Here is a 20184-nt window from a genome sequence, read left to right on the forward strand (position 1 = left end):
CGCTCAGCCCAGCTCCTTGACCAGCAGCTCGAACTGCAGGTCGTCGCGCCGCGGAATGCCGAAGCGCTCGTCGCCGTACGGGAAGGGCGTCATCCTTCCCGTACGGCGGTAGCCGCGGCGCTCGTACCAGGCGATGAGGTCCTCGCGCACGGAGATCACGGTCATGTGCATCTCGCGGACGCCCCAGGTCTCGCGCGCCGCGCGCTCCGCCTCCGCGATGATCACCTTGCCGAGGCCGCCGCCCTGGAGTCCGGGGCTGACGGCGAACATTCCGAAGTAGGCGTGGGCGCCGCGGTGTTCGAGCTGGCAGCAGGCGATGACCACGCCGTCGCGCTCGACCGTGAGCAGTCGGCTGTCGGGCGACTTGATGACCGCGAGCACACCCTCCTGGTTCGTGCGCTGTCCTTCGAGGATGTCCGCCTCGGTGGTCCACCCGGCCCGGCTGGAGTCCCCGCGGTACGCCGACTCGATCAGCGCGACCAGGGCGTCGACATCGGCGTCGGTGGCGTCGCGGAAGGTCAGTCCGGCGGCGGTTTCCATGGTGCGGCTCTCCGATCTCTGGCACGGCACGGGCACCGACGAGGGTAACGCCGCCGCTAGGCTCCGGGTGCATGGTGCACGTTCTCAGCAGTCGGACCCTGATCCGCCCCTCGGACCCCGAGCGTTCCCGCCGGTTCTACGGCGAGCAGCTCGGGCTCGCCGTCTACCGCGAGTTCGGCGACGGGCCGGACCGCGGCACCGTCTACTTCCTCGGCGGTGGCTTCCTGGAGGTCTCGGGGCGCTCCGAGGTTCCGCCCTCCCCCGCGGTACGGCTGTGGCTGCAGGTCGAGGACGCCGACGCGGCGCACGAGGAGCTGCGCGCCAAGGGGGTCGAGATCGTGCGGCCGCCGGTGCGGGAGCCGTGGGGGCTGATCGAGATGTGGATCGAGGACCCGGACGGGACGCGGATCGTGCTGGTGGAGGTGCCGGCGGACCACCCCATCCGGTACCGGCCCGGCATCTGAACCTCCCACGGCGGACGGCCCGGTCCGGATGGAGCAGAGGGCCACGGATCAGGCGCGGGCCGCGAGGGGTGTGACCGTGATCCGGTCGATCACCGGGGCGTAGGGCGAGCGCTGGCCGTGGGGGTTCCTCGTGTCCCCGTCGAAGTCGGGGAGTTCGTCGGCGGTGAGGGTGACGGTGTTGGCGCCCTCGTCCAGGGTGACGGGGACCGCGAGGTCCCGGAAGTCGTCGAAGTGGAAGGTGGTCGGGAACAACACCCTTTGCGGGGCACCCCCGTTGACGGAGATGTCCGCGTGCCGGCAGAGGGGGTCGGGGTTGTAGTGCGTCGCGGTCGCCTGTTCACCGTTGGAGTAGCGGATGGTCAGCGCGTGCCGGCCGGCGTGTGCCGCCGTCACCGTCAGGGTGAGCGCGTTGGCGGGACCGGCGCCGATGCCGTCGACCGCCTTGCCGCCCGTGGCGTGGGAGTACGCGGCCACCCTGGCGGCACCGGTCAGGACGCCCTCCTCGGCCGCGTACACGGTCGTCGGCAGCAGTCCGCGGGACGGGCCGACGGTCAGCCGGTCCACGACCAGGCACTCCGAAGTCGCCGTCACCGTCACCTTGTTGACACCGCCCGCCAGGAAAAGGGGCACGAGCCCGCGCGCCGGCAGCTCGGTCTCCTCGCCGTTGACGGTGAGCAGGCCCTCACCGGGGCCGAGCAGGTCGACGGTGACCGTCGCCTCGCCGTCCTCGGTGGCGTGCACCCAGAAGGTGACGGTGCCGCCGCGCGGCAGGACCGCGGCGCCGGGGCCGGAGGCGCCGCGCTGCGTGCAGTCGACTCGCGCATCCGAGCCCAGTGCCGCGAACTCGGCTTCGTAGAAGTCCACTTGGCCTTCGTCGCGCAGGGCGAGGTCCAGCCGGTCGATGACGGCGTCGCCCCGGGTCTCGCCGAGGTCGGGGTCCTGGGCGGCGAGGGTGATGCGGTGCGCGCCCCGGGTCAGAGCGGCACGGGTGTCGGCGTGGCCCCACACGGCCCACTTGTAGCCGAGCGGCAGCAGCAGCTCGCGCGGATCCTCGCCGTCGATGCGCAGGAAGACGTTGGTGGGGCCCGACTCGCGCACCAGCTCGGCGCGGTTGTAGGAGTTGGCGAAGACACGGATGTCGTACGTCCCCTCCTGGGGGACCTCGACGTCGAAGGCGAGCACCCCGTCGGAGCCGGTGCGCAGGCCCCCCACGTGGTAGCCGCCGGAGGTGGCGAACCGGTCGACGGCGGAGGGGGATCCCTCGGGGCCGTTCCTGGAGTAACCGCCGCCGGTGTAGGCCGCGTCCTCCGCCTCGTACGTCCCGCGCCAGCCGGTCGACGGCGCGAGCGGGGCGGCGCCGCTGCCGCCCGGGGAGAGGATCAGCTGGTAGGCGGACATCGCGTCGAGACCGGTCAGGGGAAGCGTCACCGCGCCCTCGACGACCGGAAGTTCGAAGTCCCGCAGCCGCAACGGCTGTTCCGAGGAGCCGACTTGGCCGGTCCAGGGGATCTCCTGCAGTCTCAGGTGCACCTCGGTGCCGAAGTCCTCCGCGTCGATGCCCTCGACGACCAGGTCAGCGGCCCCGCCCGCCCCGCCGAACAGCACGCGCGCCTGCCGCTTGTCGCGGTCGAGCGTGGCGACGCCCTGCAGCGTGTACTGCACGTTGGGGTGCGGCGCTGTGACGCGCACGGTGGTGCCGGACATCTGGCCGTAGGCGTTGAACAGCCACCACTGCCCGTTGGCCTTGTTCGCCTCCACCGCCGAGTCGTTGAGGTTGCCGGCGATGTTCCAGTACGCCATGTCGGCGTCGACCTTCGACTCCTCGACGGCGGCGATCCACTGGATCATCTGCCCGGGGACGGAGAGGTGGTAATTGTGCGCGTACTCGTTGAGGTTGACGGGCAGCGGGCCGATGCCCAGCTCCCGTTCCATGGCGCGGTACTCGGCGACCTTCGTGCGGACCTCGTCCGGGGACGACAGCTCGTGCCAGGTCACCACGTCCGGCAGGACGCCGTGGTCGCGCGCGAACTCCAGGAAGCCCCGCACCTCGGGGTAGAGGATGCTGGTGTTGGGGCCGGCGACGCGCGCCGCGGGGTCGATCTCCTTGATGAGACGGTAGGCCCGCGCCCAGGCGGAGAAGAAGGGACCGGGCTCGGTCCGCCAGGAGACGCCGTCGTAACTCCACTCCCCCGTGCCGAACATGTTGCCCTCGGGCTCGTTGAACGGCACCCACACGAGGTGGGAGGTGAGCGCGCCGAGCTTCTGCGCCTGCCGCACCTGACGGCGAACGGTCTCCAGGTGACCGTCGAGCTTCTCCTCGCCGGTGGCGCCGGGCCACTCGTAGGGGAAGCCGCGGTGGATGTCGGTGGTGTACACGTAGACGTCCTTGCCGCCCGAGGCGACGAAGGACGGCAGGATCTCCAGGGCGTCGGCGCCGGGGTGCTGGACGCCGTCCTGGGCCTTGGTGGTGACCGTGCGGACGTACATGCCCTCGACGACCGCGCGGCTGGGCACGCCGTCGCCGTAGAGGCCGTAGAGCGTGCCGCTCGCGCCGCCGTGGAAGGGGCCCGTCTCGGTGCTCAGGTCGACAGTGAGCGTCTCGGCCGTCACGGCACTCTCTTTCGTTCGAAATACCGTACGCCAGCCGACAATCCGAACCGGCCTGGTCGAACCTAGGGAGCACGCGGGGATCGCGTCAACGGGGGTTGGGCTTCCGAAACTTCCGAAAGCCGCCGCTCAGGCCCGCGGCATGCCCGGAGTGCCCTCCAGCCGGCCGAGCAACTCGCCCAGCAGTCCGGCGAGTTCGCCCTGCCCGCGCGGGTGGAGGGCGGAGAGCACGGAGGTCTCGTAGGCGAGCTGCTCGGGCAGGATCGAGTCGACGAGGTCCCGGCCGGCGTCGGTGAGGCGGACGTGGGCGACGCGCCGGTCACGCGTGTCGCCGCGCCGCTCCACCAGGCCGCGCTCGGTGAGCGCCTTCAGCCGCTTGGTGACGGCGGCGCCGGAGGAGAAGGTCTCGCGCGCCACTTCACTGGGGGTGAGTTCGTGGCCGGTGCGCCGCAGCGCGCCGAGCAGGTCGAACTCCGCGCGGCTCAGGCCCGCACGGCGCAGCGGGGCGTCCTCGGCCTGCTGCAGGAGGGCGGCGCAGCGGTTGATCCGGCCGATGATCTCCATGGGGGCGGTGTCGAGGCCGGGGTGGACGGCCCGCCACTGCCGGACGACCGCGGAGACGGTGTCGCCCCCGGTCGCGCCCTGCCGCCGCCCGTTCGCTGCCGTCATGGCCGTACGTCCTCCCTCGCGCCGCGCAGCCCCAGCTGCCGTACCGTCGCCGCGAGCGTACGGTGTCCGGCCTGCTCGGCGCGTACGACCCGCTCCTGGGGCAGAGCGCGCTGCCACCACTCGCCGGACGCGGCGTCGACGGTGGCCCGCAGGTCGGCGAGCGCTGCGGCGAGCGCGCGGCGGGCGGCCTCCAGGGCGGCGGGGGCCGCGGGCCCGGCCAGCAGGCGGGCGGTGCGTTCGCGGGCGCGTTCGACGTCGGCCAGGGCGTGCTCGACGCGGTCGCCGGAGCGGCGGTTGGTCACGGCCGCGGCGACGAGGAAGCCGACCAGGGCGCCGACGACGGTGTCGACGACGCGCTCGGTGATCAGCTCTCCGGGCGCCTGATAGCGGTTGAACTCGGTGATGAGCAGGGCCATGGGGGTCACGCAGACGGTGCCGAGCCAGTAGTTGCGGCCGATCAGGGCCTCGGCGCCGAAGTTGAAGGCCAGGCAGCACAGGACCAGGGCCGGCTGCCCGAGATGGGCGAGCGGGGCGACGGCGGCGAAGAGCAGCACACCGAGGATGTTGCCGACGACGCGCTGGACGCCCCGGCTCCAGGTGAGGGTGAGGTTGGCCTGGTACAGGGAGGCCGCGGTGACCAGCGCCCAGTAGGGGCGCCCGACACCGAGGGCGAGGGAGGCGTAGCCGGCCAGGGCGCAGCCCAGCGCGGTGCGGACCGCGAGGGGGGTGAGCGGGCCGAGCCTGGTCCACAAGGGCCGTGCGGGGACGGCGAGTTCGGCGTCGACGCCGAGGAGTTCGTCGGCGTCCCGCGGGTCGTGCGGCGCGGGGATCGGGCCGCTGCCGCACAGGGCACGCGACCAGGTGCGCAGCAGTTCGGGGTCGGTGTCGGAGGGGGCGGCGAGGGCGACCTCCGCGCGCACCACGAGGTGTTCCAGGGCGCGCCGGGCGGAGAGGGCGCCGGAGGCCAGGAGGGCCTGCCAGGCGGCCTGGATCGCGGCGGCCGCGGCGGCGCGGGAGCGGGGGTGGCCGTCTTCACCGGCGTGGGCGGAGGCGTACGCGGCGGCCGCGTCGAGGGCCTGGGCGGCGGCCCGGCGTTCCGGGCCGTGCGGACGCAGCAGACCGGGTGCCATACCGACCAGCCAGGCCCAGGCGCCCGCCGTCAGGGCCAGGGCGAGGTGGCCGGGCAGCTGGGTGAGGGCCTGCGGGACGAAGAGGGAGGCGGAGCTGATGAAGGTGAGCACCACATTGCCGGGCGGGCCGACCCGGGTGGCGTCGCACAGCACCTTCTGCACCGCGGCGAGCACGGCGCCCACCGTGACCAGGACGACGGCATCGGAGGTGAGGGAGGCCGCGGTCAGGGCGACGCCGAGGCCGCCGACCATGCCCAGGACGACCCACGCCAGGACCCCGGCCCGCGCGGCGTAGGGGCGGTTGTGGGCGTACAGGGCGCAGAGCGATCCGGCCATGGTGTACATGGCCAGGTCGAGCCGGCCGAGGGCCAGCAGCAGGAGGTTGGGCGGGGCGACCGAGGCGACCACGCTCAGCGCGGGCTTGAACCAGATGGCGGAGGGGCGGCCGAGGCGCAGGACACCGGCCAGGGGGAGGCGGCGGGTGCGCGGGACGGTGGGGACGGGGGTCGCACGGCTCATGGGCATAAGATTATCAGGTGTTTTACTCGTAAATCATTTCAGCGCGGGTCTGCTCACCTGCCGTGCTCCCACGAATGCTCCCCGTGTACACCCTTGCGCTCGCGTGAGCACCGGACGGCCCGGGCATCGACGCACTGTCGAGACCGTCGAGCGGGGAGGTGCGCGTGCACGGACCGGCTTCGCCCGGCTGGCTGCTGGTCGCGCTGTGTACGGCGACCGGGGCCTACTGTCTGCTGCGGATGCGCAGCACCGTCGAGGAACAGCGCCGCTCCGCGGGCGGCGAGGCGCTGATGGGCTTCGGGATGGCCGCGATGGCCGTACCGGCGGCGGTGGTCAGCCAGCCGTCGTGGGCCTGGCCCGGCTACGCGGTCCTGTTCGGGTCCGCCGCGCTGCGCGCCCTGTGGGCCGCGCGCCGGGACCCGCACCATCTGCACCACCTGGTCGGGGCCTCGGCGATGGTCTACATGGCGGTCGTGATGGCCGCCTCCCCCGGCCACCACGCCGGGCACGGCGCACCGTCCGGGGTGCCGCTGCTCACGGGGGTGCTGCTGCTCTACTTCACGGGCTACGTCCTGCTGTCCGGGGTGCGGCTGGTCCCCGTGGCCGCGGGCGGCGGGGCCGTGGGATGGGGAGACCGGCCGGAGCTGGCGAGGGCGTGCCGGCTGTCGATGGGGATCGCGATGGTGGCCATGCTGATCACCCTCTGAGCGCTGCCCCACGAGCACGCCCCGGGCGCCGTCGCACGAGCACACTTCGAGCGCTGTCCCACGAGCACGCTCCGGGCGCTGCCGCACGAGCACACTTCGAGCGCCGTGGCACGGACGGTCAGGCCGCACAGGGCGCCGGGCCGGGCGGGGGTCTTCCGGGAACCCGCGGAGGCGACGACCGCGTCGTGGCCGCGGGCCTCACCCGTCGGCGAGGATCACTCCATGCACAACCCGCCCGTCGACTCCCCGCCCCGCCCGCCGGACCACCGCCTCGCGGCGCGCGCCGCGGCTGCCGCGGGGGTGCTCGCGGTGTGCTCGGTGCTCCTCCTCGCCCTGGTCGCGGCCGAGTGGCGTCCCCTGATCGACCTCGACGGCGACGTCGCCCGGACCACCCATCGCTGGGCCGTGGACGAACCCGGCCTCACCCACGCCTGCCGCATCCTCACCGACTGGGTCTGGGACCCCTGGACGATGCGCCTCGTCAGCGCGCTCGCGGTGGGGTGGCTGGCGTGGCGGCGGTCGGCGTGGTGGACCGCCTGCTGGTTCGCGGCCACGGTGGCGTTGGGCTCGGTGGTCCAGCAGGGGCTGAAGGCCGCGGTCGGCCGCCCCCGCCCCGTCTGGCCCGACCCGGTCGACTCGGCACACTACGCGGCCTTCCCCTCGGGTCACGCGATGACCGCCACGGTCGCCTGCGGGCTCCTGCTGTGGCTGGTCCACCACTACGGCGCGGGCACCGCCCTGCGGCGGACGGCCCTGTGGGTGGCGGTGGTCTCGGTGACCGGTGTCGGCCTGACCCGGATGTGGCTGGGCGTGCACTGGCCCTCGGACGTGCTGGGGGGCTGGCTGCTGGGGGCGACGCTGGTCGCGGCCGCCGTCATGGTCCACCGCCGGTGGGGCCCCGAGGGCGCCTGAGCAAGGTCTTCCCTTACGGCGGATCACCGCACGTAGGATCTCCCCATGCTCGCCGTCCTCTTCGACTTCTCCGGCACCGTCTTCCGCATCGAGTCCACCGAGTCCTGGCTGCGCGCCGCGCTGGCAGAAGCCGGGACGGCGCTCGCGGAGCAGGAGTTGCTGCAGGCGGCGAAGGCGCTGGAGGCGGCGGGCGCGCTCCCTGGCGGGGCCTCCCCGCTGCAGGTGCCCGCGGACCTCGCCGAGCTGTGGCGGGTACGGGACGCCAGCGCCGAGCTGCACCGGGCCGCCTACACCGGCCTGTCCCGCCAGGTGCCGCTGCCCGACCCCGCCCTGCACGACGCGCTGTACGACCGCCACATGACGCCGGCTGCGTGGGCGCCGTATCCCGACGCCGCCGAGGTGCTGTACGCGCTGTGCGAGCGTGGGCTCGGCATCGGCGTGGTCAGCAACATCGGCTGGGATCCGCGCCCCGTCTTCGCGGCCCACGACCTGGACCGGTTCGTGGACACGTATGTGCTGTCGTACGAGCACGGCATCCAGAAGCCCGACCCGCGGCTGTTCGCCCTCGCCTGCGAGGCCCTCGAGGTCGAGCCCCACGAGGCGCTGATGGTCGGCGACAGCCGCGAGGCGGACGGCGGCGCGGCGGCTCTGGGGTGCCGGGTGCACTTCGTCGACCATCTGCCGGTGGCCCAGCGGCCGGACGGCCTGCGCCCGGTGCTGGACCTGGTCGACTGAGCCGGGTCCGCGGCCCGCTACTCCAGATACCCCTCGACCTGCGACGAGGAGCGCACGCTCGCCTCGTCCGGGTTCTCCCCGAACTCCGCCTTGGCGCGCCGCTGCCGCAACAGGTCCCAGCAGCGGTCGAGTTCGCGCTCCAGTTGGCCGAGCCGCTGCTGTTCGGTCTCGCCGTCGATCTCCCCGGAGGCGAGGGACGTCCGGAGCCTGCGCTCGTCCTCGACCATCTCCGAGATCCTGGCCAGGATCCGCTCGTCCTGTTCCATGCCCGTACGCCTCCTCGGCTCGACACCGATGCCCACTGTAGGGACGCGGGGGCCGCTGTGCGACGGGAGTGGGAGAACCGGAGGTCACGGCGGCGAAGGAGCCGAAACAGTCGCCTGAGGACACCTTCGGTGCGTGATGACCGCCCGCCTGAGACGATCCCCCGTGTCGCCCCAGACGGACGGCAGCCCTGACCACGCCCTTGGGAGGTGGCGGTCCGGATGCGTTGAGTATAGTTGGCTGGCAGCCAGTCAACGCAGGAGTTACAGCATGTCCCCGCGCAGCGCCTCGGTCAATGAAGAGTTGCGGAGACGTTCTCGGGAGCGGCTCCTGCAGGCGGCTGTCGAGATGGTCGGCGAGCGCGGCTACGAGGCGACGACGCTCGGCGACATCGCGGACCGGGCCGGTTCGGCGCGCGGCCTGGTGTCGTACTACTTCCCGGGGAAGCGGCAGTTGGTGCAGTCGGCGGTGCACCGGCTGATGCACCGCACGCTGGAGGAGGCGCTGGAGCGCGAGCCGCGCACCGAGGACGGGCGGGAGCGGATGGCGCGGGCCATCGACGCGATCCTCGGCCTGGCCCGGGACCGGCCGGTACTGATGCGCCAGCACATGGCGGGGCTGCTGCAGGCCGAGGGCTTCGTGCAGTGCCCGGAGCAGCAGCGGCTCGCCGAACTGCTGCGGGACACCGTCGCCCGGTACGGATCGCCGGACGCGGCCACCGACTACCCCATGTTGCGCTCCCTGTTGATGGGCGCCGTCTACGCGATGGTGCTGCCGAACGTCCCGATGCAACTGGCCGCCATGCGGGCCGAGTTGTTCGCGCGTTACCGGCTCGACCGGGAGATGGGCGTCCCGCCGGACACCGGGGAAGCGTCCGGCGGGACTCAACCGTCCGACCTGTCACGGTTCTTCGCCACGGGCGAGGGTCCGGACGAGGGATCGGAGGTGCCGGCCGGGCCGAAGTAGCCCGGCCTCGGCCGGCGCCCGAGTCTCCGCGCGTCAGCGGCGCGCATGACGGGGCGTCAGGAAGCCCGCGTCCCGTGCCTGCGAGATCATCCGGAGCGACTTGCGGCGGCTGTGACCGGTCGCGCACATCACCGCGAGGACGGGGTCGACGCCCTCCTCCTGGGCCGCGCGGTACTCCTGCGCCACCAGCCATCGCCCCTCGATCCCCCGCGGCCAGGACGGGCGGGCCCGGCGCCCGCTCGCGGACTCCTCGCCGTCCGCGCCCGGTTCCCCGGTGAAGCCGGACGCCTCGAAGAGCGGTTCCTCGATCCACTCGGCGAACACCGCGAGGTCGTCGAGGGACAGCGCCGGCTGGGCCCGGACGTCCTCCAGGCAGACACATCCGCCGCCGGCCACGGCGAGCGCGTCGACCCGGGCGCCGTCGGTGAACGCCAGCCGGACGTGGAACCACGCCGTACTGTCCCCGCCCTCCCGCACTTCCCACGCGGGCCACACGGACACAGCGCCGTCCGTCGGACAACGATCGGAAAGATTAAGAAAGGATGCTTCTAGCACACACGCAACGTAACCGCATGATCACTTTCCATACCAACGGACACGCACGGGGGTGGCCGGCCGACACCCTGTCAGCGGAACACCGGCGGTGCCATCCTTGAGCCGTCCGCGATCCGGCTCCGTGAGGAGTTCCGCCGTGCTCCATGTCGCCGTCGTCGGCTCCGGGCCGAGCGGTTGCTACACCGCCCAGAGCCTGGTCCAGGCGGACCCGGGGGTCCTCGTCGACGTCCTGGACCGCCTGCCGTGCCCCTACGGCCTGGTGCGGTACGGGGTGGCACCGGACCACGAGAAGATCAAGTCGCTGCAGAACAACCTGCGTTCGGTGCTGGAGCACGAGCGGGTCCGTTTCCTCGGCGGCGTCCGCGTCGGCCCGGGCGGGATACCCGCCCCGCGGCTGCGGGAGCTGTACCACGCGGTGGTGTACTGCGTGGGCGCGGCCACCGACCGGCACCTCGGCATCCCGGGCGAGGACCTGCCGGGCAGCTGGTCGGCGACGCGGTTCGTGGCCTGGTACAGCGCCCATCCGGACGCCGTCGACGACGGGTTCGTCCGCGGCGTCCGCTCCGCCGTGGTCGTCGGCGTCGGCAACGTCGCCGTGGACGTCACGCGGATGCTCGCCCGGCGCGCGGCCGAACTGAGCACCACCGACATACCGCAGGCGGCGCTCGGCGCGCTGGCCGCCGGCCGGGTCACCGACATCCACATGGTGGGGCGGCGCGGGCCGTCGCAGGCCCGCTTCACGACCAAGGAGCTGCGCGAGCTGAGCGGCCTGCCGCACACCGAAGTCATCGTCGATCCGGAGGAGTTGGCGAGGGACCCGGAGTACGCCGATCCCTCCGCGCTGCCGGCGGCGCGCCGCCGCAACATAGAGGTCCTGCGGGGCTGGGCGGGCGAGACATCCGACCGGGCGGGACGGGCCGCACCCGCCGCCTCCCGCAGCATCGCCCTGCGCTTCTTCCTGCGCCCCGTCGAACTGCTCGCCGATCAGGGGCGGGTGGGCGCGGTGCGGTTCGAGCGGACCGTGTGCGACGGCCGCGGCGGCGTCACGGGCACGGGCCGGTACGAGGAGATCGAGGCGCAACTGGTGCTGCGCTCGGTGGGCTATCGGGGCCTGCCGCTGGAGGGGCTGCCGTTCGACCCGGTGCGTGGCACGGTGCCGCATCGCGCCGGGCGGGTGCTGCGCGAGGGCGCCGTCGGGCCCGGCGAGTACGTGGCCGGCTGGATCAAGCGCGGCCCGACCGGCGTGATCGGCACCAACCGGCCGGACGCCAAGGAGACGGCGGCCTCGCTGCTGGAGGACGCCCCCGCGCTGCTGCGCAAGGACGTGCCCGGCGATCCGCTCGCGGCCCTGCGCGCGGCCGGTGTCGAGCCGGTGACGTGGGCCGGCTGGCAGGCGATCGAACGCGCCGAGGCGGCACTCGGAGCCTCGCTGGGGCGCGGCGTGGTCAAGCTGGCCGACTGGGGATCGCTGCTGGCGGCGGCGCGGACGGCGGCCCCGTAGCGGAGTCGGTCACCTGCGGGTGGGCAGTACACAGAACGGCAACACGCCAGACATCAACAAACTGTTCAAGCCTCGTACGGTCTCGTGCTGTTCGGATGCCCCTGCCGCCCTGGAGTCCCCATGACCGCACCCGCCCCCGTCCATCCCGTCGACGAGATACCGCCCGTACGGCGGTTGGCGGCCTTCGGGCTGCAGCACGTGCTCGCGATGTACGCGGGCGCGGTGGCCGTGCCGCTGATCGTCGGCGGGGCGATGAAGCTGTCGCCCGCGGATCTGGCGTACCTGATCACCGCCGATCTCCTGGTGTGCGGCATCGCCACGCTCGTGCAGTGCGTGGGGTTCTGGCGGTTCGGCGTCCGGCTGCCGATCATGCAGGGCTGCACCTTCGCCGCGGTGTCGCCGATGGTGCTCATCGGGACGACCGGCGGCGGGCTGCCCGCGATCTACGGGTCGGTGATCGTCGCGGGACTCGCGATCGTGCTGCTGGCGCCCGTGTTCGGCAGGCTGCTGCGCTTCTTCCCGCCGCTCGTCACGGGCACGGTCATCTTGATCATCGGGGTGTCGCTGCTGCCGGTGGCGGGCAACTGGGCCGCGGGCGGCGCCGGTTCGAAGGACTTCGGTGAGCCGAAGAATCTGGGCCTGGCGCTCTTCGTGCTGCTGGTCGTGCTGGGCGTCCAGCGGTTCGCGCCCGCGTTCCTGAGCCGGATCGCGGTGCTGATCGGCATCGCGGTGGGTCTCGCGGTGGCGATCCCCTTCGGCTTCACGGACTTCGGCGGCGTCGGCGACGCCGACTGGCTGGGCATCAGCACACCTTTCCACTTCGGCACGCCCACCTTCCATGTCTCGGCGGTCGTCTCGATGCTGGTGGTGGCGCTGGTGACGATGACCGAGACGACCGGCGACCTGATCGCCGTCGGCGAGCTGACCGGGCGCGGGGTCGAGCCGCGCTCGCTGGCGGACGGTCTGCGCGCCGACGGCCTGTCGACCGTGCTGGGCGGCGTCTTCAACACCTTCCCGTACACGGCGTATGCGCAGAACGTGGGCCTCGTCGGGATGACCCGGGTGCGCAGCCGCTGGGTGGTGGCGGCCGCGGGCGGAATTCTCGTGCTGCTCGGCCTGCTGCCCAAGCTGGGCGCGGTGGTCGCGGCGATCCCGGCGCCGGTGCTGGGCGGCGCGGGACTGGTGATGTTCGGGACGGTGGCCGCGAGCGGCCTGCGCACCCTCGCCCAGGTGGACTTCGAGGACAACCACAACCTCACGGTCGTGGCGGTGTCGGTGGCCGTGGGCATGCTCCCGGTCGGCGTGCCGGCGGTCTACGCGAAGTTCCCCGACTGGTTCCAGACCGTGATGAACAGCGGCATCAGCGCGGGCTGCCTGACGGCGATCGTGCTGAACCTGCTGTTCAACCACCTTCCCGGCAAGGCGGCCTCAGTCCCCGAGGCGGGCGGCCTGCCGGTCGGCGGCGGCGAGCAGGGCGTCGAGCAGTCCCGGGAAGAGGTCGTCTAGGTCGTCACGGCGCAGGCCGTTCATCTTGGCCGTGCCCCGGTAGCACTGCCGGATCACCCCGGCCTCGCGCAGCACCCGGAAGTGGTGGGTGGTCGTGGACTTCGTCACCGGCAGCGCGAACTGCGAACACGTGAGCTCGTCCTCGGCCGCGGCGAGCTCACGCACGATCTGCAGCCGCATCGGGTCGGAGAGCGCGTGCAGCACTGCTTCCAGCCGGATGTCCGCACCGGCGGGGTGCGGCAGGTCACGGCTGCTGGTGGCGGGGACGGTACTCACGGGACCATTGTACGAGAGGCGTCGTAGTTTGACACTCGGCGTACTACGATGGCTATCGTACGAAGCGTCCTGCGGTCCCGCGAGAACGGAGCAGCCTCGTCATGAGCGCCCTCTTCCAGCCCTTCACCCTGCGTGGCGTGACCATCCCGAACCGGGTCTGGATGGCCCCCATGTGCCAGTACTCGGCCGAGCCCGAGGGCCCCGGCACCGGCGCTCCGAACGACTGGCACTTCACCCACCTCGCGGCCCGCGCGGCCGGCGGCACGGGCCTGATCCTCACCGAGGCCACGGCCGTCTCGCCCGAGGGCCGGATCTCGCCGTACGACCTGGGCATCTGGAACGACGCGCAGGTCGAGGCGTTCCGCAGGATCACCCGCTTCCTCGTCTCCCAGGGCACGGTGCCCGGCATCCAGCTCGCGCACGCCGGCCGCAAGGCCTCGACCGAGCGGACCTGGAAGGGCGGGGGTCCGGTGGGGCCCGAGGCGTACGGCTGGCAGCCTCTCGCGCCGAGCGCGGTCGCCTTCGACGACCGGCACCCGGTGCCGACCGAGCTGACGGTGGATCAGATTCAGGAGATCGTCGGCCAGTTCGCCGACGCCGCCCGCCGCGCGCTCGCCGCCGGCTTCGAGGTCGCCGAGGTCCACGGCGCCCACGGCTACCTGATCAACGAGTTCCTCTCACCGCACTCCAACCACCGCACCGACGCCTACGGCGGCTCCTACGAGAACCGCACCCGTCTCGCCCTCGAGGTGGTGGACGCCGTACGAGAGGTCTGGCCCGAGGACAAGCCGGTGTTCTTCCGGATCTCGGCGACCGACTGGCTCGAGGAGGGCGGCTGGACAGTCGACGACACCGTGCGGTTCGCCGCGGACCTCCAGGCCCACGGCATCGACCTGCTGGACGTCTCCACCGGGGGCAACGCGTCCGGGGTGCGCATCCCGGTCCGGCCCGGCTACCAGGTGCCGTTCGCGGCCCGGGTGAAGGCCGGGACCACGCTGCCCGTGGCCGCCGTGGGCCTCATCACCGACGCCGAACAGGCCGAGAAGATCCTGGCCAACGACGAGGCCGACGCCGTACTGCTGGGCCGCGAGCTGCTGCGTAACCCGTCCTGGGCGCGGCACGCGGCCCGGGAGCTGGGCGGGGACGTGCACGTGCCGGACCAGTACCACCGGTCCGTGTGACTCACTGCGAGTCGAAGTCCGAGCCGGCCGCGACGACGTGGCCGTGCAGGCCCTGCCACGCCTGGTGCTGGGCCAGCTCGGCCACCTCGCGGGTCTCGGCCACGACGTCACCGCGTTCCCGGACGAGACTGTCGTAGACGGGCAGGTGATCGGTGGGGTGCGCGTTCGGTGTCACGGCGTGATCCTTCTCGGTGCGGTACGGCCGACCAGCAAATAAAACAGAGCCAGGTGGTCTTAACCGCGGAGAAGACGGACGCTTTCTGTGCCCATGGTGCGAACATCCTGTGTCACCGTGCCAGCCGCCGGATCGCCTCCTCCAGCCGGGGCAGGGCCCGCTGCCCCGACAGGGCCAGCACGATCGCCGCGACGACCCCCGCCCAGGCGACCGGGCCCAGCGGGGTGCAGCCGAAGAGCCGGCTGACGCCCGGCGTCTGGATCAGGCCGACCAGCACGACCGCCGAGCCGATGGACGTGACCCGCACCAATGGGCTGTCCCGGCGGTCCAGCAGGGTCTGGGCGAGCTGGGTGCCGACCACTCCGCACAGGGCCATCGTGCCCGAGCGGCGGACGGTGCCCGGCGTGAAGCGGCCGAACAGCCAGGCGATGAGCGCCCCCAGGCTGGTGGTCAGCGCACGGGCCCGGATCTGCCGCATCAACGGCGCGCCCAGCACGTCGGAGGTGTCCTCCGGCGATCCGGCCGTCGCCGCCTGCGCCTCCTCGTCCGGCGTGACCGCCACCGCCATCGCCGGGAACAGGTCGGTGAACAGGTTCACCAGCAGCATCTGCCGGGTCGACAGCGGAGCCCGGCCCGACACGAGCGTGCCGAGGATGCCGAAGCCGACCTCACCGGCGTTGCCGCCGATCAGGATGGCGATGGCGTCGGCGACGCTGTGCCACAGCGCGCGGCCCTCGTGGATCGCGTCGATCAGGACCGACAGGTCGTCCTCGGTCAGCACCAGGTCGGCGGCGTTGCGCGCGGCCGCCGAGCCCCGGGCGTTGATGCCGACGCCGACGTCGGCGGCCCGGATCGCGGCGGCGTCGTTCGCGCCGTCGCCGACCATGGCGACGACCCGGCCCGCGTCCCGCAGCGCCTCGACGACCTGCAGCTTCTGCTCGGGCGCGACCCGGGCGACCACGCCCACGTCCCGCAGCATCCGCGCCCTGGCCGAGCGGTCCGCGGCCATCAGCTCGTCGCCGGTGACCACGGCCGTGTCCTGGGGCCAGCCGAGGTCGGTGGCGATGGACCGAGCGGTCTGCGGATGGTCGCCGGTGAGCATGACCGGCCGTACGCCCGCCTCGCTCAGACCCCGCAGGAGAGCCGGGGAGGTCTCCCGCGGGGGGTCCGACAGCGCCAGCAGACCGGTGAACTCCAGCTCCCGCAGCGGCTGTTCGAGTACGTCGCTCTCCTTCTCGCCGTCCGTCAGCCGGCGTTCGGCCACGGCGAGGACGCGCAGTCCGTCGGTGGCCAGCGCCGACGCCGTGTCGGAGGCGCCGCAGGGCAGACCGGTGCAGCCGGGCAGGACGTTCTCCGGCGCCCCCTTGACCACCAGCACGCGGGTGCCGTCCGCGCTGCGGCCGACGGCGGCGGCGTAACCGCGGCCGGCCTCGAACGGCCGCCCCTCCAGCTGGGTCCAGTCCGGGTCGGGTCCGGCCGCGTCGAGCACCGCCTCGTCGGTGGCGTGCACGATCCGGTCGGTGTCGCCGTTCTGCGGACAGGCGCGCGCCGCGGCCCGCAGCGTGGGCCCGGCCGCTTCGTCGTCCACCGCGTGGACACCGCCGTCGGCGTCCGAGACGCGGGTCAGGCGCAGCTCGTTCTCGGTGAGGGTGCCGGTCTTGTCGAAACAGATGATGTCCATCCGGCCCAGCGCCTCCAGAGTGCGCGGGGTGCGGACCAGGACGCCGCGGCGGCTGAGCCGCCGGGCGGCGGCGAGCTGCGCCACCGTCGCCACCAGCGGCAGCCCTTCGGGCACGGCGGCCACGGAGACGGCCACCCCGCCGGCGACCGCCTCACGGATGGGGGTACGGCGCAGCAGGGCGAGCCCGGTCACCGCGGCTCCCCCGGCCAGGGTCAACGGCAGCGCCTTCGCGGTGAGGTCCTGCAGCCTGCCCTGCACCCCGGCGGCCGGGGGCGTGCGGGAGGCGAGGTGGACGGCGCGGGCGGCCTCGGTGCGCTCGCCGGTGTCCACCACGACGGCACGGGCCTGCCCGGCGACGACGGTGGTGTGCTCGAAGACCATGCAGCTGCGTTCGGCGACCGCGGCGTGCGGCGTGGGGTCGGTCTGCTTCTCCACCGGCAGGGACTCCCCGGTCAGCGCGGACTCGTCGACCTCCAGACCGTCCTGCCACAGCAGCCGCGCGTCCGCGGGCACCACGTCGTCGGTGCCGAGTTCGATCACGTCGCCGGGTCGCAGCCCGGCGGCGTCGACGGTGCGGGTGCCGCCCTGCCCGGCCACGTCCGGGGATGCGACGCGTGCCATCTGCTTGTGCTCGTCCAGCAGCCCGGACAGGGCCCGTTCGGCCCGCAGCCGCTGGAACCCGCCGACCAGCGCGTTCAGATCCAGGGCCCCCACGACGAGCAGGGCGTCCACGGCGGACCCGAGGATCGCCTCGGCGGCCGAGCCGACCGCGAGCACCGGGGTGAGGGGATCGTGCAGTTCCCCGCGCACGGCCTGGCCCAGCTGCACCGACCAGCGTGCCGGTGCGAACAGCGGATGCCGGCCCACGCGGCGGGCGGCCCGGCCCGCCCGGGCCGTGACCTGCCGCCTCTCGCCCGGTTCCGCCTCGGCCAGCCGCTCCAGGTGCCGTCGTACGCCCTTGTGGTCCAGCTCGTGCCAGGCCACCCGTGGACGGGGGTGCGGCGCGGGGGCGGCCGCGGCGCGCAGGGCCGCGCGGGCGCCGGAGAACAACGCCACGGCAGCGCTCACGTCGACCGGGGTGTGGCGCAGGCCGGGCCACGGCGGGCGGCCCCGGCCCCGTTCACGGGCCTCGCCGACCGCCACCAGGATTCCGGACAGGGTGGCCCCGGAGCGGGCGAGCGTCTGGGACCGGCGGCCGACCGCGCGCGCCGCCGGGATCGCGGACAGCAGCCGCCACACGTCGGTCAGACCGTGCGGCGCCAGCACGTCCGCGCCCCAGACGACGGCACCGCCGTGGTCGGTCAGCGCGACCGCCACGTCACCGGCGTGCAGCCCGGTCAGTACGTCCGTGTCGTCCGTCGACCGGGGCCGGGCGACGGTGACCACCGTGGCGCCCTCCTCCCGCAGCCGGCGCACCGTCTCGCTCAGCGACGCGCCGGCGGGCAGCACGGTGTCGGCGAGACCGGTGAAGTCGGCGAGGGCCGGATCGTCGCCGAGCACGACGCGCAGTCCGGCCCGCCGTGCCGCGTCCAGGACCGGTTCGGCCCACTTGTCCGCTCCCTCGCCCGGTGCGCGCAGGGCGCTCGGGTGCAGGACGACGGTGTCGGCCATCTCCAGCTCGCGCAGGCGTTCGGTGTCGCGGACCAGGACCCCGGTCCGGGACAGCGCGGTGCTCAGTACGGCGTGGAAGGCGGCGGGACCGTAGCGCGCTGCCTTGGGCGAGCCCGCGAGGACCGCCTCGGCGGCCTCGGTGGTGTCGCGCTTGACCAGCAGGGCGGCCACGGCACCGAGCAGACTGCCGAGCGAGGCGTGACCGGCGTACTCCTGCGCCGGGGACGTCCGCAGCGGCGGGCGCGGAGAGTGATCCGCCGGTACGCCGAACCGCTCAGGGGTGCACACCTCGTCGTGCGCCGTCTCGAAAGCGGTCACCCGGGCCACCGTCTCGACCAGCTCGCAGGAGCGCAACGCACCGTCGAGCACCAGGGCGGTCGGGGTCCGGCCGGCTCCGTGCACGGCCGCGTTGACGCCGGCCAGCAGCAGATCCATCCGGGTACGGCCGAGACGGCCGCGCAGCCAGCCGCGGACCCTTGGGTTCTCGCGCAGCAGCGTGACCAGCGCGGTCACCTGGCGGGGCGTCGGCGGCAGCCGCAGGCCGTAGCCGGCCAGCGCGAACGCGACGCCCAGTCCGTCGGCCGCGAGGGCCGCCGCTGCGGCCCGTACACCGGCCGGGTCGGCGGGGTGGGCGAACTCCTCCACCGCCTCGTCGGTCGGCACCAGGCCGTGCCGTTCGGCGGCCTCGGTCGCCGCCTCCACGACATGGTCGCCGAGCGCCTCCTCTGCGGCGACCACCACCAGCCTGCGCAGGCCGCCGTCCCAGTACGCGTACGCCACGTCCGGCCGCTCGGCCAGCGTCTCGGCGACCCGCCGCGCCAGATGCTCCTTCCCGCCGTCCCGATGCACCCGGTCCGGCTCCTTGGGCTGCAGCGCGATGTGCGCCCGGGTGCCGGCCCGCCAGGGGCCCCGGCCGCCCGGCAGCGCCGCCCGGACGACCCGGGTGACGTGCGCGACGCCGTCCGCGCCGCGCACCCCGGCGCGGGCGGCCCCCGCCACCGCCCCGGCCGCCGTGCCCACCGCGGGAACCGTGCCGCGGACCAGCAGCCGCGGACCGGCCACGGCGAGCCGGCCCGCGGTGGCCGCGGGACGTGTCAGCAGTCCCAGAACCATCACACCCCCTCCCCCGGGGCACGCCCGCCGACGCCGCTCCCGTCCGAACCGTCCCGCTCTGCCTCGGCAGCCTCTTCGGCGGCCCCGGGCTCCGGCGCCTCGGGACCAGGCAGGTCCTCCACATCACGGGCGAGCACGGGACCCGGCGCCTCGGTACCGGACGCGTGCCGCATCTCGCCGGGTACCGGCTCCGTCGCACGGGGTACCGGCTCCTCCTCCGCGTCACCGGCGGCCACAGGCTCCGGCATTTCCGGCATCTGCGCACCGGACGCCTGCCACCCGTCACCGGTGACCGGCTCCATCGCGCCGAGGATCGGCGCCTGTGAGCCGAGAACCGGGTCCGGGCCACCGGTCATCGCCCCGGCCTCGCCGGGCGCCGGGGCCTTGGGGCCGGTGGGCAGCTGGGTGTCGCCGGTGATCACCGGCTGCGAGTCGGACGGCAGGCCGCCGGGCGCTCCGCCCTTACCGACACCGGGCGTCGTGCCCACGTCACCCGAGGGCGCGTCGAACACCTGAGCGGAGGAGGTGGAGGATGGCTTCTGCCCCGAGGGGGTCTGGGAGTCCTGGCCCGAGGGCGTCTCCCGCACCTCGCCGGCGCGCATCTCTCCCACCTCGTCCCCAGGCTCCTCGGGCTCCTCGTCCAGCGGGATCACCCCGATCTCACCCGCGGGCACGGCGCCTTTAGACTCCCCCGAGTCCCCGGAGGGCTCCTGCTCCTCCGGCCGCGGCTGTGTCAGCCAGGCCACCGCCGCCCCCGTGACGGCGACCGGCCACTCCACGATGCCCGCGACGCCGAGCACCCCGGCCCCGGTGTAGACCGCCAGGCGCCGCCCCCGCGGTGACACGGCCCCGATCTTGTCCAGCGCTCCTCCGGCCACCCTGCTCACCGTCCCGGCGCCGGGCACGTGCCGCAGCGCCGAGGCCGCGGTCCGCAGCGGCTCCGGAAGGGTCGTCGACGACGACTGTTGCTCCTGCCGAGCCATGGCTCTCCTCGTTCCGTATGAGTTCGCTTTGCCGGATTGGCCGGGTTCCCGTTCAGCGCCACGTCATCCGGATACGAAGGAGAGAGAGC

The 20184-nt window shown here is 73.7% G+C and carries 18 protein-coding genes; 8 read left to right on the plus strand and 10 right to left on the minus strand.

Annotated elements, in window-relative coordinates; all coding sequences use genetic code 11:
- Positions 1 to 3: 3 nt before the first annotated feature.
- Complete coding sequence (locus LN251_RS34020; RefSeq protein ID WP_458247985.1) at positions 4 to 540, minus strand: GNAT family N-acetyltransferase; 537 nt, start codon at positions 538 to 540, stop codon at positions 4 to 6.
- A 71-nt stretch (positions 541 to 611) separates the two neighbouring features.
- On the opposite strand from LN251_RS34020, the gene LN251_RS34025 reads away from it, so the two are divergent.
- Positions 612 to 1004: a VOC family protein gene (locus tag LN251_RS34025; protein WP_458247986.1), complete on the plus strand. Its 393-nt coding sequence runs from the start codon at positions 612 to 614 to the stop codon at positions 1002 to 1004.
- A gap of 48 nt (positions 1005 to 1052) precedes the next feature.
- Here the strand turns inward: LN251_RS34025 and LN251_RS34030 are convergent, their stop codons facing one another.
- From LN251_RS34030 to LN251_RS34040, 3 genes are all read right to left on the minus strand, one after another.
- Entirely contained in the window at positions 1053 to 3656 is a 2604-nt protein-coding gene (locus LN251_RS34030) for a cellulosome protein (RefSeq protein WP_458248229.1), read from the minus strand.
- A gap of 84 nt (positions 3657 to 3740) precedes the next feature.
- A complete protein-coding gene (locus LN251_RS34035; RefSeq protein ID WP_458247987.1) occupies positions 3741 to 4280 on the minus strand; it encodes a MarR family winged helix-turn-helix transcriptional regulator in 540 nt (179 codons plus the stop codon).
- Positions 4277 to 5929 (minus strand): FUSC family protein, encoded by a 1653-nt coding sequence (locus tag LN251_RS34040; RefSeq protein ID WP_458247988.1) that lies wholly within the window; start codon positions 5927 to 5929, stop codon positions 4277 to 4279. Before LN251_RS34040 ends, LN251_RS34035 begins: the two co-directional genes overlap by 4 nt.
- 164 nt (positions 5930 to 6093) lie before the next feature.
- Here LN251_RS34040 and LN251_RS34045 point away from each other — a divergent pair, with 164 nt between their 5' ends.
- The 3 genes from LN251_RS34045 to LN251_RS34055 all read left to right on the plus strand — a co-directional run bounded on the left by LN251_RS34045 (position 6094) and on the right by LN251_RS34055 (position 8283).
- Positions 6094 to 6636: a DUF5134 domain-containing protein gene (locus LN251_RS34045; RefSeq protein ID WP_458247989.1), complete on the plus strand. Its 543-nt coding sequence runs from the start codon at positions 6094 to 6096 to the stop codon at positions 6634 to 6636.
- A gap of 222 nt (positions 6637 to 6858) precedes the next feature.
- Complete coding sequence (locus tag LN251_RS34050; RefSeq protein WP_458247990.1) at positions 6859 to 7548, plus strand: phosphatase PAP2 family protein; 690 nt, start codon at positions 6859 to 6861, stop codon at positions 7546 to 7548.
- 45 nt (positions 7549 to 7593) lie between these two features.
- Positions 7594 to 8283, plus strand: coding sequence for an HAD family hydrolase (locus LN251_RS34055; protein ID WP_458247991.1), 690 nt, complete (start codon positions 7594 to 7596; stop codon positions 8281 to 8283).
- Positions 8284 to 8300: 17 nt separating this feature from the next.
- Here the strand turns inward: LN251_RS34055 and LN251_RS34060 are convergent, their stop codons facing one another.
- Complete coding sequence (locus tag LN251_RS34060; protein ID WP_058926876.1) at positions 8301 to 8549, minus strand: DUF2630 family protein; 249 nt, start codon at positions 8547 to 8549, stop codon at positions 8301 to 8303.
- 268 nt (positions 8550 to 8817) lie between these two features.
- Here LN251_RS34060 and LN251_RS34065 point away from each other — a divergent pair, with 268 nt between their 5' ends.
- Entirely contained in the window at positions 8818 to 9513 is a 696-nt protein-coding gene (locus LN251_RS34065; RefSeq protein ID WP_458247992.1) for a TetR/AcrR family transcriptional regulator, read from the plus strand.
- Positions 9514 to 9546: 33 nt separating this feature from the next.
- Here the strand turns inward: LN251_RS34065 and LN251_RS34070 are convergent, their stop codons facing one another.
- On the minus strand, positions 9547 to 10014 hold the full coding sequence (locus tag LN251_RS34070) for a DUF6214 family protein (protein ID WP_458247993.1): 468 nt from the start codon (positions 10012 to 10014) through the stop codon (positions 9547 to 9549).
- Positions 10015 to 10204: 190 nt separating this feature from the next.
- Here LN251_RS34070 and LN251_RS34075 point away from each other — a divergent pair, with 190 nt between their 5' ends.
- Positions 10205 to 11569: an FAD-dependent oxidoreductase gene (locus tag LN251_RS34075; protein ID WP_458247994.1), complete on the plus strand. Its 1365-nt coding sequence runs from the start codon at positions 10205 to 10207 to the stop codon at positions 11567 to 11569.
- A 120-nt stretch (positions 11570 to 11689) separates the two neighbouring features.
- Positions 11690 to 13075, plus strand: a complete 1386-nt coding sequence (locus LN251_RS34080) for a nucleobase:cation symporter-2 family protein (protein WP_458247995.1) — start codon at positions 11690 to 11692, stop codon at positions 13073 to 13075.
- On the opposite strand, the gene LN251_RS34085 is transcribed toward LN251_RS34080, so the two are convergent.
- Positions 12998 to 13351, minus strand: coding sequence for an ArsR/SmtB family transcription factor (locus LN251_RS34085; RefSeq protein WP_458247996.1), 354 nt, complete (start codon positions 13349 to 13351; stop codon positions 12998 to 13000). The genes LN251_RS34080 and LN251_RS34085 overlap by 78 nt on opposite strands.
- 101 nt (positions 13352 to 13452) lie before the next feature.
- On the opposite strand from LN251_RS34085, the gene LN251_RS34090 reads away from it, so the two are divergent.
- Positions 13453 to 14532, plus strand: coding sequence for an NADH:flavin oxidoreductase/NADH oxidase (locus LN251_RS34090; protein ID WP_458247997.1), 1080 nt, complete (start codon positions 13453 to 13455; stop codon positions 14530 to 14532).
- Position 14533: 1 nt separating this feature from the next.
- Here LN251_RS34090 and LN251_RS34095 read toward each other — a convergent pair whose 3' ends face one another.
- The 3 genes from LN251_RS34095 to LN251_RS34105 all read right to left on the minus strand — a co-directional run bounded on the left by LN251_RS34095 (position 14534) and on the right by LN251_RS34105 (position 20095).
- Positions 14534 to 14707: a hypothetical protein gene (locus LN251_RS34095; RefSeq protein WP_458247998.1), complete on the minus strand. Its 174-nt coding sequence runs from the start codon at positions 14705 to 14707 to the stop codon at positions 14534 to 14536.
- 112 nt (positions 14708 to 14819) lie between these two features.
- Positions 14820 to 19112 (minus strand): HAD-IC family P-type ATPase, encoded by a 4293-nt coding sequence (locus LN251_RS34100; protein WP_458247999.1) that lies wholly within the window; start codon positions 19110 to 19112, stop codon positions 14820 to 14822.
- Positions 19112 to 20095, minus strand: a complete 984-nt coding sequence (locus LN251_RS34105) for a hypothetical protein (protein ID WP_458248000.1) — start codon at positions 20093 to 20095, stop codon at positions 19112 to 19114. Before LN251_RS34105 ends, LN251_RS34100 begins: the two co-directional genes overlap by 1 nt.
- Positions 20096 to 20184 lie beyond the last annotated feature (89 nt).

The organism is Streptomyces sp. MAI_2237, assembly GCF_054189285.1.

Coding starts and splice junctions, on each gene's coding strand:
- LN251_RS34020 (WP_458247985.1), bottom strand. CDS start 540: ATGGAAACCGCCGCCGGACTGACCTTCCGCGACGCCACCGACGCCGAT.
- LN251_RS34025 (WP_458247986.1), top strand. CDS start 612: ATGGTGCACGTTCTCAGCAGTCGGACCCTGATCCGCCCCTCGGACCCC.
- LN251_RS34035 (WP_458247987.1), bottom strand. CDS start 4,280: ATGACGGCAGCGAACGGGCGGCGGCAGGGCGCGACCGGGGGCGACACC.
- LN251_RS34040 (WP_458247988.1), bottom strand. CDS start 5,929: ATGAGCCGTGCGACCCCCGTCCCCACCGTCCCGCGCACCCGCCGCCTC.
- LN251_RS34050 (WP_458247990.1), top strand. CDS start 6,859: ATGCACAACCCGCCCGTCGACTCCCCGCCCCGCCCGCCGGACCACCGC.
- LN251_RS34055 (WP_458247991.1), top strand. CDS start 7,594: ATGCTCGCCGTCCTCTTCGACTTCTCCGGCACCGTCTTCCGCATCGAG.
- LN251_RS34060 (WP_058926876.1), bottom strand. CDS start 8,549: ATGGAACAGGACGAGCGGATCCTGGCCAGGATCTCGGAGATGGTCGAG.
- LN251_RS34065 (WP_458247992.1), top strand. CDS start 8,818: ATGTCCCCGCGCAGCGCCTCGGTCAATGAAGAGTTGCGGAGACGTTCT.
- LN251_RS34080 (WP_458247995.1), top strand. CDS start 11,690: ATGACCGCACCCGCCCCCGTCCATCCCGTCGACGAGATACCGCCCGTA.
- LN251_RS34090 (WP_458247997.1), top strand. CDS start 13,453: ATGAGCGCCCTCTTCCAGCCCTTCACCCTGCGTGGCGTGACCATCCCG.
- LN251_RS34100 (WP_458247999.1), bottom strand. CDS start 19,112: ATGGTTCTGGGACTGCTGACACGTCCCGCGGCCACCGCGGGCCGGCTC.
- LN251_RS34105 (WP_458248000.1), bottom strand. CDS start 20,095: ATGGCTCGGCAGGAGCAACAGTCGTCGTCGACGACCCTTCCGGAGCCG.